The 14,429-nt window shown below is 70.3% G+C and carries 11 protein-coding genes; 1 reads left to right on the top strand and 10 read right to left on the bottom strand.

Annotation, left to right across the window (positions count from 1 at the left end; translation table 11 throughout):
* Positions 1-106: 106 nt before the first annotated feature.
* From QF040_RS00175 to tssJ, 4 genes are read right to left on the bottom strand one after another with little or no spacing between them, the layout of a single operon-like run.
* Positions 107-3,934 carry a type VI secretion protein IcmF/TssM N-terminal domain-containing protein gene (locus tag QF040_RS00175; RefSeq protein WP_429609197.1) on the bottom strand — a complete coding sequence of 1,276 codons (3,828 nt, stop codon included), beginning with the start codon at positions 3,932-3,934 and terminating at the stop codon, positions 107-109.
* Positions 3,931-4,620 (bottom strand): DotU family type IV/VI secretion system protein, encoded by a 690-nt coding sequence (locus QF040_RS00170; RefSeq protein ID WP_429609196.1) that lies wholly within the window; start codon positions 4,618-4,620, stop codon positions 3,931-3,933. The genes QF040_RS00175 and QF040_RS00170 overlap by 4 nt, the downstream gene beginning before the upstream one ends.
* A gap of 3 nt (positions 4,621-4,623) precedes the next feature.
* On the bottom strand, positions 4,624-6,015 hold the full coding sequence (gene tssK, locus QF040_RS00165) for a type VI secretion system baseplate subunit TssK (protein ID WP_429609195.1): 1,392 nt from the start codon (positions 6,013-6,015) through the stop codon (positions 4,624-4,626).
* A 12-nt stretch (positions 6,016-6,027) separates the two neighbouring features.
* Complete coding sequence (tssJ, locus tag QF040_RS00160; RefSeq protein WP_429609194.1) at positions 6,028-6,720, bottom strand: type VI secretion system lipoprotein TssJ; 693 nt, start codon at positions 6,718-6,720, stop codon at positions 6,028-6,030.
* 107 nt (positions 6,721-6,827) lie between these two features.
* Between tssJ and QF040_RS00155 the strand changes: the two genes are divergently transcribed.
* Positions 6,828-7,325 (top strand): hypothetical protein, encoded by a 498-nt coding sequence (locus QF040_RS00155; protein ID WP_429609193.1) that lies wholly within the window; start codon positions 6,828-6,830, stop codon positions 7,323-7,325.
* Positions 7,326-7,350: 25 nt separating this feature from the next.
* On the opposite strand, the gene QF040_RS00150 is transcribed toward QF040_RS00155, so the two are convergent.
* Genes QF040_RS00150 through QF040_RS00125 form a run of 6 tightly spaced genes read right to left on the bottom strand, consistent with a single transcriptional unit; the run spans position 7,351 to position 14,419 of the window.
* A complete protein-coding gene (locus QF040_RS00150; protein WP_429609192.1) occupies positions 7,351-8,181 on the bottom strand; it encodes a hypothetical protein in 831 nt (276 codons plus the stop codon).
* Positions 8,182-8,186: 5 nt separating this feature from the next.
* Positions 8,187-9,254, bottom strand: a complete 1,068-nt coding sequence (locus QF040_RS00145; protein WP_429609191.1) for a serine hydrolase — start codon at positions 9,252-9,254, stop codon at positions 8,187-8,189.
* A 20-nt stretch (positions 9,255-9,274) separates the two neighbouring features.
* Positions 9,275-9,667: a DUF4150 domain-containing protein gene (locus QF040_RS00140; RefSeq protein ID WP_429609190.1), complete on the bottom strand. Its 393-nt coding sequence runs from the start codon at positions 9,665-9,667 to the stop codon at positions 9,275-9,277.
* A gap of 12 nt (positions 9,668-9,679) precedes the next feature.
* Positions 9,680-10,399: a DUF3540 domain-containing protein gene (locus QF040_RS00135; protein ID WP_429609189.1), complete on the bottom strand. Its 720-nt coding sequence runs from the start codon at positions 10,397-10,399 to the stop codon at positions 9,680-9,682.
* A gap of 13 nt (positions 10,400-10,412) precedes the next feature.
* Entirely contained in the window at positions 10,413-11,504 is a 1,092-nt protein-coding gene (locus tag QF040_RS00130) for a pentapeptide repeat-containing protein (RefSeq protein ID WP_429609188.1), read from the bottom strand.
* A gap of 2 nt (positions 11,505-11,506) precedes the next feature.
* On the bottom strand, positions 11,507-14,419 hold the full coding sequence (locus QF040_RS00125) for a DUF2169 family type VI secretion system accessory protein (protein WP_429609187.1): 2,913 nt from the start codon (positions 14,417-14,419) through the stop codon (positions 11,507-11,509).
* Between the last annotated feature and the right edge of the window lie 10 nt (positions 14,420-14,429).

The following is a 14,429-nucleotide window of genomic DNA, read 5'->3' as shown; positions in this document are numbered from 1 at the left end:
GGATACCCCCCGACTCCAGCGCGCGATTCTCTTGGCGTTGCGATGGATGGCCAAATTACAGGGGTAGCCGGCGTATCGGGCATTTCGTGCAAGTCCATCGCGCGCTTCATTTGGTCATCGCGTCGTCGCGCGGTCGCGCCGGGCCGATCAGCGCATCGAACATCGCCTGCAGGCTCTGGGGCGACTTGCTGCGGCTTTCCACGCTCCAGCAAGCGCCCACGCGCGGCGGCACCGAGACATGCATCAGCGGCTCGCCGGAAGCGCCCGGCGCGCGCAGGTCCACCAGCGCCTGCGCCTGGCCGAGCTGCTGCGCCGCCAGGCGCTGCCTCTCGGCCGCGGCATCCACCTGATCGCGCGTGAGCTTGGTGATCTGCGCCTGCACCTTCAGCAACGCGTCCTGGCCTTGCAGGTCGTAGCGCACGCTGATCTTGCCGACCTTCATGGCCTCCAGCCGCGCGCGGCTGCGCGGGAAATCGAGGACGCCGAAATCGTGCGTGCCGTCACGGAATTCGGCAACGAAGTCGGCCACACCGGTGGCGCCCGGGTAACGGCGGGTCAGCGTGAGTTCGCCGAGCCGGATCTCCAGCGTGGCCTCGCCGCACTTCGCAGCGCTCCACTCGAGCTGCTCGGTCACCGGGAAGTTGTAGTTGTTGATCACCTTGGCGCCCGCCGCGCAGCGCAGCGTGAGCGTCGTCAGGTAGGGCTTGACCGTGGCCTCGGGGTTCACGCCGGTGGGCTGCGCGGTGATGGTCAACGGCAGCGGCGCCACGCTCAGCGCCTCGGCCTGCTGCCGGGCTTCGGCCAGGCGCGACTCGACGGCCTGCAACGCCTGGCTGGACTCGAGCTGCTGCTTCTCGGCGTCGGCCTGGCGCTTGCGCTGCGCCGCCTCGAGCTGCTGCTGGCCGACGAGCTGCTCGACGCGCTTGTTCACAGCGCCATTGAGCACCGGCAGGAACGCCGCCGTCATGGGCAAGCTGTAGCCCAGCGTCTCGACCATGCTGAAGCGCGTCGCGTCGCGCCGCAGGAATGGCTTCGCGGGTCCGTCGGCAAAAGCCCAGACGGTGCCCTGCGTGCCGAACAGCTGGTCCATGATCTGCGTCATCGAGGTGGCGCTCTGCAGCGGCCACATGACACTGGTCTCCCAGTCCTTCTGGAGCACGCACGAGGCCTGCTGCTCGACGTAGCGCAACAGCAGGTGCAGCGGGCCGCTGGCCAGCTTCCACACCACGGCGCTCTCGCCGCCATCGAAGCCCGAGTCCCGGCGGAGTTCGCGCATCGCGTCGGCCACGGCACGCAGGCGCGACGAGGGCACGGCCGGGTCGCTGCCGAAGGCATGGAACTCGGTCGCCAGCGCCATGGCCTTGCCTTCGCCGTCGAGCGCGTCGCGCATGACCGCACCCAGGCCGGCGTCGTACGTCCTCAGCTGCTTGCGCAGGGCAAGGTCCCGCCGCACCGTTTCGCGACCGAGCGGAAGGCTGGAGGTGCTTGCCTGCAACGCCCGCCCGCCAACCGCATTGAGCGAACTGAACAGGGACACGGTCGGATTGCCCGCCAGGACCGCACCGGTGCGTGTTTCAGCCTGAAGCCGCCCCAGCGTGCGCGCCAGCAGCAGCCAGTGCGGCAATTGTTGGTCGGGCAGCGCGGCGAATTCCCGCTGCAGCCGCTCGATCAGCAGCGTGTACGGGTCCTGTCCGTTGACCACCCGCGCGAGCGCGCTGCGCCATGCGGCTTCATTGGCGATCAACTGCTCACCGGCCGGAAAGACGGTGGCGAACTGGTACCAGGCGTTGGCGCGCTGCAAGCTGTACCAGCCTTCGAACTGCAGGCGCTCACGCTCGAACTTCGGTCGATCCCTGACCGCCGTCGCCATGTCATCGAGAAAGCGGCCGATGGCACGCTGGCCCTCGAGCGTGAAGGCCACGGGCACACGCGAGCCGGGCAACTCGGGCGCGACCGCTTTCGCATTTACCGCAGCGGCTGCGCCGGCCAGCGGCTGCCAGAACGAGGCCAGCGTCACGTCGTCGCCCAGCAAGGCATCGGCGGGGAGGTCCAGCAGCCAGGCCAGGGGCGGGGCACCGGCGTAGGCCTCGTGATCCAGCTGCGTCTGCGAAGACGCCAGCCGGGCGTCCAGAAAGCCGTCCTCGTCGGGGTGCCAGGCGATGTAGGAAAGCCCGAGCCGCTCCAGGCGGTGGACCGTCTGCGCGTCGACGCGACTCGCAGGATCGACCGGCAGCAAGCCCGGCAGCCCGTCGAGTTCGCTGCGCGTATCGCCCGCGATGCGCCGCTGGATGTGATGGATACGGCGCACCAGGTTGTGTGCCCGGCCCGCGCGCAACTGCTGGGGCGGCACCTGGCTGTTCGGTCCGACCTCCTGGAAGGTCTCGTAGCTGCCCTTCTCGATGTAGCTGCGGTAGTTGGACACGAAGCTGCGCTGAAGCTGTTGCTCGAGCTGGCCCACCTCGCTGGTCGCCACCATCCATTGACCGATCCAGCGGTCGTTGCGCTTGTCGACCACGGCCAGTGCGTCGCTGATGCGTTCGAGCGTGCGCGCATCCTCATCGAGCTTGCCGACGAAACGCGCATCCAGCGGATAGGTCTCGCGCACCAGTGCCACCGTGGTGCGGTTGTGCTGGAATGCCGCCGCCATCAGCAGCATGGCCGCCAGGCATAGCGCCAGCCACGCGAGCAGCCCGAGGTGGCGCGTGGCGCGCCGCCAGTGGTTGACCAGCGCGGCGGGGAGGCTGGCATGGCGGTCGCGCGGCAGGATGCGGCCGAAGAAGTCGTGCAGGAACAGGCCCGTGTGGGTCGTGCGATGCGAAGGCACAGGCGCCAGGAATTGCGGCAGCAGGGTCGATACGGCCCCGCCTTCCTGGGCGCCGCTGCTGAAGAACAGGCCGCGCAGGAAGGGGCTCTCCAGGTAGGGATGGTCGCTGAAGCAGGCGTCCAGGAACAGGCGCAAGCCGGCCTTCACCTGCGCGAGCTCGCTCGGGAACATCAGCAGCGCCGGCGTGGCGCCGGGCGCGCGCGCGGCCAGTTGCAGGCGCAGCAGGCTCAACCGCTCGCCGATGCGGGCGAATGCGCGATCGACGAATTGCTGCTCGCTGCCGGTCGCCAGATAGCCCATGGCATGGTCGAGCGCGCCGGCCTCGAGCCGGGCCGACCAGTCTTCCCAGCCGTAGAGGTGGTCGCACTGCGTCACGAGCAGGTAGATCGGAAAGCGTCGGTCGAACAGCCGGATCAGTTGCTCGATGCGCTCGCGCAGCACCCTGCCCTCTTCGGCCAGGCCGTCGCGGTCGGGGTTCTGCAAACGCCGCACGTCGATCGTGAGCACCAGGCCGTTGATGCCTTCGTGCGGCCGGTAGCGCGCGAGCTGGTCGAGCACCACGCTCCATTCCTCGCGGTCCTCGCGCGAGCCTTCGGCTTCGACGTAACGGCCGGCGCAGTCGATCAGCACGGCATCGTCGAAGAACCACCAGTCGCAGTTGGCGGTCTGCACGATCGGCGCATTGCGGTCGACCTGCTGCAGCGGCAGGCTCAGCCGCGAGCGGGTGAGCGCCGTCGTCTTGCCGGCGCCCGAACGGCCCACCAGCATGTACCAGGGCAGCACGTCGAGCGGGTTCCCGTGGCGCCGCAGGCCCGAGCGCCGCAGCGTGTCGACGGCCATTTTCCAGCGTCGCTTGAGCACCGTCTGCGGCGACATCGCCTCGGTGCGCAGGCGCTGGTCCATGTCGGGCCGCGCAATGGCGCTGCGCGAGCGCGCGGCCACCAGCAGCCGGCGCATGAAGCGGTACAGCAGGTAGAGGCCCACCGCCCCGCAAACGATGGCGACGGCGCTCCACCACGGCCAGCCCAGGTAGAGCGAGACGCCCCAGCCGACCAGCGCGAGAAGCACCAGCACGCAGGCCCAGACGATCAGGTTGCGCAGGAATTTCATCGGATCAGGGGCAGGATGGCGTGGACCTCATGCCGCAGCACCAGGAAGAAGACCAGGTAGAGGCCGCACAGCACCAGCACCGGTACCGTGAGCACCAGAACGCTCAGGCGCGAGAGCGCGAAGCGCCGGCGAGGCGCCGTACCCATGCCCTCGGCCGCCTTCAGCTCGACGCCCGGGAACACCAGCGCGGCCGCCTCGGCCGCTGGCAATCCCCGCGCGCTGGCCTGGGCGAGCACGTGGTGCATCGCACGAAGCCGGATGTCGGCCAGGGCGCGTACCGCGTCGCCATGGCTGCCGTGGCCATAGCGGCCCGTGAAACCCATCGAGAGGCACAGGACGTAGACCTCCTGCACATCGGCCTGCGCGTCGCCGAGCTGGGCGAGCCTTTCGAAGAAGGCCACGCCCGCATTCGACAGGTTGAAGAACTGCCGCTGCAGCAGGTGGCGCTGCCAGCCTGCTGCCTGCGGCCAGTCGCAGGTGGACAGTGTCTCGTCGACCCAGGCCGCGACCGCGAACAACGCATGGCGCAGGTCTTCCTCGGATGTGCCGATGGCCATCGCGTCGTGCTGCGCCTGCGCCAGCAGCGGCTGCAGCCGCGCGGCCATCGCCGCGGCATCCTGGTCGGGGGCCAGGGCGAACTGGCGCACCACGGCCAGCACGGGAATGAAGGCATCGACCAGCTTCACGGCCTACCTTCTCACGACCGCGATCTCGGCGCGCAGGTCGCTTGGGGCATCGGGCCAGGACAGCGAGATCTGCCCGTCGCGCGTGACCGACTCCCACTGCCGGCTGATCTGCTCGATGCGGAAATAGTGCGAATCGGCGCGCCGCGGCAACCCTTGCGGCGCGACCGGCAGGTGGATCAGCTCCAGGCCCGGCAGCGCCAGCGAAAGCAGCTTGGGCATCTCGGCGGTCGGGCTCAGTCGGGCATTGTTCGGCACCGTCTGCGCGACGGCGGCGGCCAGCGAGTCACTGCGAAGAAGCAGGTAGAAGCGGTTGTGTTCGCCGAAGAGGCGCTTGGGCAGTTCGCCGTTGTAGAGGTGCTCGCCTTCGGGCTGGAGTTGCACGATGAACTCGGCGCCCACCGTGATCTCGTTGAGCATGTGGGTGATCAGGGCATGCGCGCGGGCAAAGCACCGGCCGATCTGTCGATGGTCGTAGGCCGGCACGCCCGCGGTGCCGTCCTCGCCCTCGCCGAACATGTTGAAGCGCTCCGAAAACGAGCTCAGTTCCCCCACCAGCTGTCGCAGCACGCCGTAGACCGCCCATGGGTGCAGGCTCTCGACTTCGCTCAGGTGCTGCAGCAGCGGGCTGAAACGGTTCATGGTCCGGAGCGCCAGCAGGAGCACCACGTCGGCGGCATCGAGCCCCGCGCCGCGGGTCCCGCCCGGGCTCTTGTAGGCCTGCAACTGCCGGGCCCGGCCCGCGAGCTCGTCGCGGATGTCCCGGATCTGCTGCTGCAGCCACTGCGAGCCCGACAGCGCATAGCAGGGCGGCACGTAGTCATCGACCAGCCGCACCAGGGCGCCGTCGCGCACCAGCCTGGCGATCGGCACCAGCTCGTAGTCCTGCAGTGCCTCGAGTTCGCTGTCCAGGAAGATGCGCAGCACGAACATCAGCGAGCGCACCTGCGCAGGGGCTGCGTTCGAATAGAGGTCAGGCACCTCCTCGCTCGCGTGTGTGGTCGCATACCGGGTCGGAGCGAGCGCTGCCTCGGCGAGCTCGCCGACCGTGCTGACGTTGGACTCCGTGGCGTGCAGCCGGCGCAGGCCCAGATAGACGGTCAGCGGCTTGTCGCCCTCGAACTGCTCGGTGGTGAAGGCCCGGCCCGCGATCACCGCATTGCCCGGGTACTCGACGTAGGTGCGATCGGGAAAGAGCACCTGCGCCGACTGCAACTCGATGCGCTGGTTCGCGATGGCCGCGGTGGCCAGCGCGAACTCGCCCACGCCCCAGAAATGCGGCTGGCCGCTCTCCAGGGCGGGCTTGCGCTGGAACTGCTGGTGCAGGTCGGACTGCTGGAAATGCTGAGGCTGCAGGAACATGCCCTGCTGCCAATAGATGCCGGCCTTTTCGTTCATTGGATTCGGTACTCAGAGTTTTCGGGTGGGCGGATCGGTGGATTCCCCGGGCTGGGGCGCGAGGTCGATCTCGCGGCCTCCACCGTCCAGCGGAATCCACGCCGATTCCTTCTTCGGTATCGGATAGGCGTTCAGCCTGCTCGCCGAGACGATGCCTTGCGAACCCAGGTTCAGCCGGATCGCCAAGGGCACCGGCTCGGCGCTGTAGGTGCTCGAGAACCACCCCTTGCTGCTCACGGCGAGCGGCACTTCGAAGAGCCGCGCGTTGCCCTCGGCATCGAGCTGGTAGTAGCCGGCCACGAAGCCGACGTAGTGGCTTTGCTGGGCCCGGTCGAGCGCGAGCAGCGTGCGCCGGCCCGGCGCCACGACGTACCGGCTGAACTGCACGAAGTCGGGGCCCGCCTGGCCGCTTGCGAGCACGCGCGACATCTGCTGCGGGTCGGCCTTGAGCTTCTGGAAGGCCGCGGCGTCGGTCATCTGGAACACGCTCAGCAGCAGGGTGTGCGGCACGTTCTCGTAGAGGTTGAGGTCGGTGGCCGATGTGATCTCGATCAGCACGCCGTCTTTGCCCGCGTCCCAGCTGACCTCGGCGCGCGCCTGCTTGGCCGTGTTGCCGCCCATCGCGGAATTGGCTGCCGCGCAGCCTTGCAGCACGGCGACGGCCAGGGCGCACAGCGCCAGCGCGGCGGCGCATCGGCGGCTCACGCGCGCACCCAAGCCATGTTGCCGATGAAACAAACGCGGTGACTGTTCGCCGGCCGCAGCGAGTCCCAAGCCCGTACCATGGCGGACCGCTTTCGCCTCGCCGTCGCATGCACCGCCTGTCCCGTTCTCGCCAGCCCGCATTGATCGCCGCCGTGTTCTGCGCGGCGGCCATCGCGGGCGGCTGCGCCCAGGCGCCCAAGCCCAAGCCCGAAGCCCCGCAGGTCGTGCCGGCCGCCGCCGCGCCCGCCCACGATGCCGTCGGCCCGTTCAGCGTCACCGCGGTGCTCGCGGTCTACCGCACGCAGGTGGCGGAGAACGGCACGCGCGAGCGCTGCGGCGTGCAGATCGCGCCGCCGCACAAGGCATCGCTGTGGTCGCGAATGTTTTCGTCCGAACCCACCGGCGATGGCGATGTCCCGCCACCGGCTTTCGTGCCCGAGACCGTCTGCGACACCGTCGCCTCGCAGCAATTGCACGCCGCGCGCTATCGCGTCACCTACCGCTTCGACGGTGAGGAATACAGCGTCGATCTCGGCCACGACCCCGGTGTCGCGCTGCGCCTGGATTCGCTCGGGCATGTGGTCGGGCCCGCCCTGCTTCCCTGAGCGAACAACCGGGAGGGCGCCGGCCTCAGTCGAGGGCGAGCAGCGTGGCATCGGCATCGTCCTCCTCGGTGTAGGGCATCCACAGCAGCGCCTCGGGGCGGCCGCGCACGCGGGCGTAGTACGACACGGGCCCGCTCGCGGTGGCACCGATCTCGTTGCGCAAGGCCCAGCCGTTGAAGGCGCGGCCGGCGCTCTCGAGCTTCAGGCCCGATTGCCCGTAGGCGATGGTCGACGTCTGGGGCAAGCCACCGCTGGGGCCGGTGGCCTGGAAGTCGATCGAGGCGCCCTCGCCCGCGACGGCGAACATCACGCCCTGCCAGCTGCCCGCACCTGGTGCGAGTTCGATCCACTGGCCGAGCTGCTCGTTGCCATGGACCGAGACCCGATCGGCGGCCGCCCCGGAGCGTGCGCGATGCATGCGCGCGACCAGCTTGGCGGGCCACGCCGGACCGGACTCCAGCACCAGCGCATCGCGCAACTGCGCGGGCAGCGCAGGACGCGACGCAACGTCTGCGCCAGTACCAGCACCACCACCCGCACCGGGTGCGTCGGGCCACAGCACTGCGGTCCCGAAGTCGGCGCCCAGCGCGCTGCGCAGGCTTGCGGCGATCAGGTTGAGGCCGTAGCGGACCGAAGGATCTTCCAGCGCCTTGGCATCGGCAAGCACCAGCCAGAGCGCGGCGCGCTGCGAAATGAACGCATCGACCATCGGCCGCCAGTCGAGCGCGAGCACTTTCTGCGGCGTGGTCTCCCAGACGCCCCCCAGCGCCTTGAGGCCATAGCGCGCGAGCGTGCCCGCCAGCGCGGACAGACGCTGCGCGTCGGGTGCGAGCGCGGTGACGGCGACGATGGTCATGGCGCTCACGCCTTGCGCAGCGCGTCGGCCACCGCGTTCAAGACCTTGGACGCGGCGGCGCCGAATGCGGGCGTGCGTTCGTTGCTGGTCTCGCCGCCTCTCCAATTCAGTACGAAGGCGAAGGTGACCGGCACGTTGTTGAAGCGCATCTGCCCCGCCAGGGACAGCGCATGGAAGTCTTCCCAGTCGATGCTGCCGCCCTTGCCGTAGGAGATGACGTCCGCGGGTACCACCTGCCACAGCGCGGTGGCCTGCGAGGAAATGCGCTTGAACTCGCGCAGGCTGGCCGCGGTGCTGAAGAACTTGCCGGTGAGCGCCTGCTGATACCAGCTGACCAGGTCGGAGGCCGAGCTCAGCATCGACTCGGTGGAGTTGATGACGTCGGTGCGCGGGGTCAGGCCGGCGCCATCGCCGCTCAGTATCTTCAGCATGCCGGGCCAGCCCAGGTCGACGCCGATGGGGGCGCCCGCCAGGTAGGAGAACACGCGCCGGGTGGAATCGAAGATCTGCGTGTTGGTGAGGCCCGCTTGCGCAATCAGCGCGCGAACCCGGTCCGGCCCCGCCGCCGCCATCGCGATGTCGGTGGCCGTGTTGTCGCTGCGCGCAATCATCGCGTCCAGCACGTTGCCGTAGTTCGAGGTGCCAGTGAGCCCGCCCAGCACCGAGCTGCTGATGCTGCGCTGCGCATCGCTCACCTCGCAGCGGGTGGACAGGCCGATGCTGCTGCCCGCCGCCTCGGCCCCGCGCAGGAACTGGGCCAGGATGAAGGTCTTGACCGCGCTGGCGGCGAAGAGCTTGCGTTCGGTGCCTTGCCCCGTGGACCAGGGCGCGATCGGCACGTCCGCACGCACCAGCGCGCCCGAGGTGTCGGGGCCCATCGCCGCGAAGTCGTTGATCGCCTGGCTGACGGCGGTGGGCGCGGTCTGCGCAAAGCTGCTGAAGCTGCTGCTGCCGCCGCCACAGGCCACGAGGGCCGGCGCCGCGATGGCCGCGGCGGCACTGCGAAGCGCCTGCCGACGGCTGGCCAGCGAAGGGATGTCCGTCACGGGCGTCTTGTCTGGATGGATGTTCATTCGGGTTCCTCTGATTCGTTTCAACTGATGACCATGACCTTGGACTGGCTCGGCGCGACCACCGCGCCGAGCGCGTTGCCGGCGTTCTGCTTGGTGGGCGTCGACAGGCGGATGGCGGCTTGGCCCTCGAACTTGACCTTCGCGCTGCCGACGATGAACTCGACTTCGCCCTGGCTCTTCTTCGACACCACGCCGCCGACCTTGCCGAGCTCGTCTCCGTTGGTGAGCGGGATCTTCGAAGCCTTCGTGAGCGCGGGCATGCCGCTCACCAGCACCTTGGTGGTGGGCGAATCGCCCATCGACGGCAGGCCGATGTTGGGAAACGGCGTGGCCACCGGCCCGCCGGGCGTGGGGACCTCGCAGACATCGGGCGTGGCCATGCACTGGCCGCCGGCAAGGGTCACTGCGAACATGGTGGCGCTCCTTCAACCGAGGTCGATGCGTTGGCCGTCGATCTTGACGGTGCCTTCGGCGAGCACGGTGGCCTGCCGCGCATGCAGCTGGGCATGGCCCTCGACCTCCCAGCGCGTCCGTCCGGCACGCAGATCGTCGAGGTCCTCGACAGTGCGGAAGCTGCTGCGCACCTTCTGCACCAGGCGGCCGACCTGCGTACTGAGATCGCGTGCGAACAGCTGCATCTGGCCGATGACCCCGGTGAAGCTGCCGGCCGAGGCATTCGCATGGCCGAAGCGAAGGTCGCCGTGGGCGGCCTCCAGCGTGAACTGCGGCGTGCGCGCGCGCAGGCCGGCGGACGCGGCGATGTCGACCTCGCGGCCTTCGATGCGCAGGCTTCCTTCCTGCGTGACGAACCGGGCGCCACCCGGCAGTTGCACCATGGCCTGCGCCTGCGTCGGCGCGGCCCGCGACAGCACGGCCAGCACGTGCTGGCGGCAGGGCAGCACGCGCATGGCACCGTCCAGCGGCTCGGCCAGCGGCATGTCGGGCGCGAGGCACAGCAGCACGACGTCGCCGTCTTCGGGCGCCAGCAGGCAACTGGGCGCGACCTGCGCGCGTTGCTCGCCTTCGCTGCTGCGCACGAACAGCCAGGCACCGGCGCGGCCGCAGACGGTGCCGGTGACGAGACGGGGGCCGGCCGCCGCGCTGTCGGGCGCAGAGGTGGCAACGGAGGAATCGTGGCTGGTCATGGCTGGAGTGCTCTCAGGAAAGGGTGGCCGGCCCGGGGCGCCAGTCTTCGGCGCGGGCGCGCTCGGCATCGGTGGCCTGGCTGCCGCGACGCACGGCGTCGCTCCAGTTCGTGCCGCGTTCGACGACGCGATGCAGGTTCGCGCCGCTGAAGTCGGCATGGCTGCAATCGGCGCCGCTCAGGTCGGCGTGCGAGAAGTCGCTGTGGACGAACACCGCCCACGCCATCTGCGCGCCCTGGCAGCGGGCGCCGGCGAAGTTCGATTTCGATGCGCGCAGCTGCACGAGCCGCGCTGCCGCGAGGTCGGCGCGTGCGAAGTCGGACATCTCGAAGCTGGCCTCGTCCAGCAGCGCGCGCGCCAGGCGCGCATCGCCAAAGCGCACATGCAGGCCCGTCGCGCCGCTGAACACCGCGCCCTCGAGCGTCGCGTGCTGGAACTGGACCTGCTGCAGCCGCGCCTTCGAGAAATCGGCACCCGTGAGATCTGCCCGGTTGAATTGCGCCATCGACAGCACGCAGTTGCCCAGGCGCTGGCCCGCCAGCCTGGCCCCGGCCAGATAGGCCTGGGTCAGGTCGGTGGCGTCGAAGCGGGCGCTGCCCAGATCGGCGTCCATGGCCGTGAAGCGCTGCAGCAGCGCGCGGCTGAAATCGGTGACGTCGAAGCGGCACTGGTGCACATCGCTGTGCAGCAGCGCCGCATCGGCGAAGCTGGCCGCCGACAGGTCGCACCGGTCGAGCATCGCGTGGGTCCATTGCGCGCCCGCGGCGTCGACCTCGCGCAGGCTGCACTCGCGCATCGAGACGCGCGCGCCGCGCGAGCCGCGCAGCGACGCGCCCTGCAGGTCGCAGGCGTGCCATTGCGTGGCCGTGAGCGTCGCCTCGGTGAGCACGGCACCGGGCAGCCTGCAGCGCTCGAACACGGCGTCTTCCAGGTTGGCCCGCGCCAGCCCCGCCTGCCGCAGGTCGACGTCGCGCCAGTGCACCCTGGAAAGGTCGCGCCCTGCGAAGTCGAGCCCGGCGACGCTGGCACCGGCCAGTTGGCGGCCACCCTGCGCGATGGCCGCCAGGGCGGCATCGGCATCGGCGAAGGAGGCGGATGCGGTCATGTTCATGTCTTTCGCGCCTCGGGCCGGCCAGCGATCTGCATCAGCGTGCCCGTGGTCAGTGCGCCTGCGGTGTGCGCCTGGACGATGGCCGAGCCATAGACGTCGCTGGCGTGCAGGTTGGCGCCGCCCAACTGCGCACCGGCGAGCTGCGCATGGCGCAGCGAGGCGCCCATCAGGTTGGCACTGCGGGCGTCAACGGCGTCGAGCGCGGCGCGCGAGAAATTGGCGCCCTTGGCATTGGCGCCGGCCAGGAGAAGCCCGGCCGCGCGCGCACCGCTGAAGTCCGCGCGTTCCATCGAGGCCGACTGCATGGCCGCGCCCTGCAGGTCCACACCGTCGCTCCAGGCCGCGCCGTCGAGGTTCGCGCCGCGCAGGTTCGTGCCCGCGAACACGGTGCCCGCACCCGCGCGCGCGCCGCGCAGGTCGGCAGCGCTGAAGTCCGCCTTCGGCGCCTTTGTTCCATACCATTGCGAACGCCCGGCCTGCACGGAGGCCAGCACGGCGCCGTCCATGCGCGCGGTATCGAAGCGCGCGGCCGTCAGCGTCGCGCCCGCGAAGTCCGCGCCCTCGAGCCCGCACCCGCTGAAGTCGGCCTGCTCGGCCTGCAGCTTCGCGCTGCGCAGGCCGGCCATCCGGCTGCCGCTGAAATCGGCGCGGGCGCACTGCGCGCCCTGCAACGTGGCGCCGGTGAAATCGCTGCGACTGAAATCCGCCGCCTTCAATGTGGCGCCGCCGAGCGTGGCACCGGCAAGCCGGCTGCCGGCCGCGCGCACCGACTGGAAGCTGGCCTTCGTCGCATCGGCGCCTTCGAAACTGGCGCCCTGCAGGATGGCCTTGTCGAAGCGGGTGCCGGCCAGCCGGGCGCGATCGAAGCGCGTCTTCTCGAGCGTCGCGGCGCTGAAGTCGGCGTTGGACAGGTCCAGGTCACTGAGCTCCAGGCCGTCCAGCTTCAATCCGGCGAAGCTGCGGCCTTCGGCCTGCCAGGCGATCACTTCCTCGCGGGTCGTCGGAGCATGCGGGGCGGCCGCGGGTGCCTCAGCGGGTGGTGCCGCAGCGCCGGCGGCCGGTGCCGCCAGTGCCGAGGCCACCGATCCCAGCGCAGCGGTGGCGGCGGAAGCCGCCACCGGAGCCGCTGCCGCGCCCATCGCGCCCACTGGCGCCTTGGCGCTTGGTGCGGCAGTGACCGACGGCGAGCCAGGCTGCAACGACAGCGCCAGCGGCCCCGCGCCGCTGGCCGCCAGCGCCGGAAACTGCCGCATGAACGCGACCGCTTCGCTGCTGGCCCCGCTGCTGCTCAGTGCATTGGCCACGTCGTTGTGGTCGATGCCGTTGTCGCGCATCAGCTGCTGGGTCTTCAGCCGCATCTGCTGCGTCTGGGCTTCGATGTCCGCGAGGCTCACATCGGCCGGCGGCAGCTCGCCCTGGCGCGAGCGGATGAACCCGTCCACGTCGGCCTGCGTGAGGCCGTTGTGGGCCAGCAGCGCCGTGTGCTCGGCCTGCAGCTTCTGCGTCATGGCCTCGATGTCGGCCTGCGAGACCTCGTGCAGCGGCGATGGCGGCGGCTGCATCATGGCGTCGATCTGCGAACGCGGGATGCCGTGCTCGGCAAGCAGCCGGTCGGTCTGTGCATTCATCTCGGCCGTGAGGCGTTCGATCTGCGCCAATGCCGGGTCCGCGGCCGCTGCGGGCTCCGTTACGGCCAGGTTCGGCTTCCGGGCCTGCACCGACGATGCCGAAGTGCCCTGAGAAGCGGCAACGGCGGCAACAGCGGCAGGCGCTGCAGCGGCAAGGGCTGCTGCTGCGCCGCTCGCTGCCGCCGCGGGCAGGCCCGCCGCGCCCTCTGCGGCGCCCGCCGGCGCGGCCAGGGATGCCGCCTCCTGGGCAGCAGCTGCTGCTGCTGGCGCTGGCCCCGTGGCCGCAGCCGCCGGTGGCGGCAGCTGGTCACGGTAGTGCGCTTCGGGCAGCGGCGCGTCGCGCAATGGCTCCCAGCCCATGACCAGGCAGGCAACGTCCTGCGCCTCCTCGTCGCCGATCTCCAGCGTGCCGCGGTAGAGCACCGCGCCCAGGCCCAGACCCGGCATCAGCCAGACCGTCTCGGCATGGGTCGCGATCTCCTTGAGCACAGGCTCCGGGCCCGGGCCGCGCAACGCAGCGAAGCAGCGTCCGCGCAATGCCGGCAGCGCGCTCTCGATGCGCGGCTGCGCAGGATGCAGATGGCTCAGCGCGATCGCCTCGTCGCCGGCGAAGAATCCGGTCAGGCGCTGGTCCGGCGGCGCGCTCTGGAAGTAGTCGCCGCGGGTGTCCTCGGGCAGGTGCGGCCAGGTCTTCTGCAGCCAGGCCGTGCCGACGGCGCCCAGGTGGCGCTGGCGTTGCGGCGCGCTGCTGTCCACACCCCAGTAGCCGGCCGGTGCCGGCCGGTCGCCCTTGAAGACGATCGGGTGGCGCGGGTCTTCCACGTTGGGCAGGGCCGGCGCGGCCTTGCCAAGCGGGTTCGCTTCGTCGCCAGGGCCGCCGAAAGCGTTGGCCGGCACCAAGGGCATGCGCGTGAAGGGCGCTGGCGACGACAGCGTGCCGAGCGCGGTCCAGTGCCGGTCGCCGCGAACGATGAGGGGCTTGTCCAGGCTGCCCACGCGCGCGCGCACCGCGAGTTCGGTCACGGGCGTGGCGCCGGGCGCACAGGCCTCGCCGTAGAGCATGAATTCGGCCTTCGGCTTGGGATAGCCCTCGTCGAGCACGGCCGGCGCGCCGGGCGCCTTCGGCAGCAGTTGCCAGAGCTCGGTTTCGGGGCGCAGCGCATCCAGGCGCGCCGACGCCAGCGGAAACAGCGCCACCAGGCCGACGGCCAGCCGGTCCTTTTGCTGCCATCGCAGTGCGCGATGGACGACCGCCATGTGGTCGGGCTTGATGATCTTCATGGTGGCGGTT

Source organism: Variovorax sp. W2I14, from assembly GCF_050435205.1.
GTDB classification, from domain to species: domain Bacteria; phylum Pseudomonadota; class Gammaproteobacteria; order Burkholderiales; family Burkholderiaceae_C; genus Variovorax; species Variovorax paradoxus_C.
The sequence above is the reverse complement of the archived record's forward strand: the minus strand, read 5'-3'. Positions and strand labels throughout refer to the sequence as shown.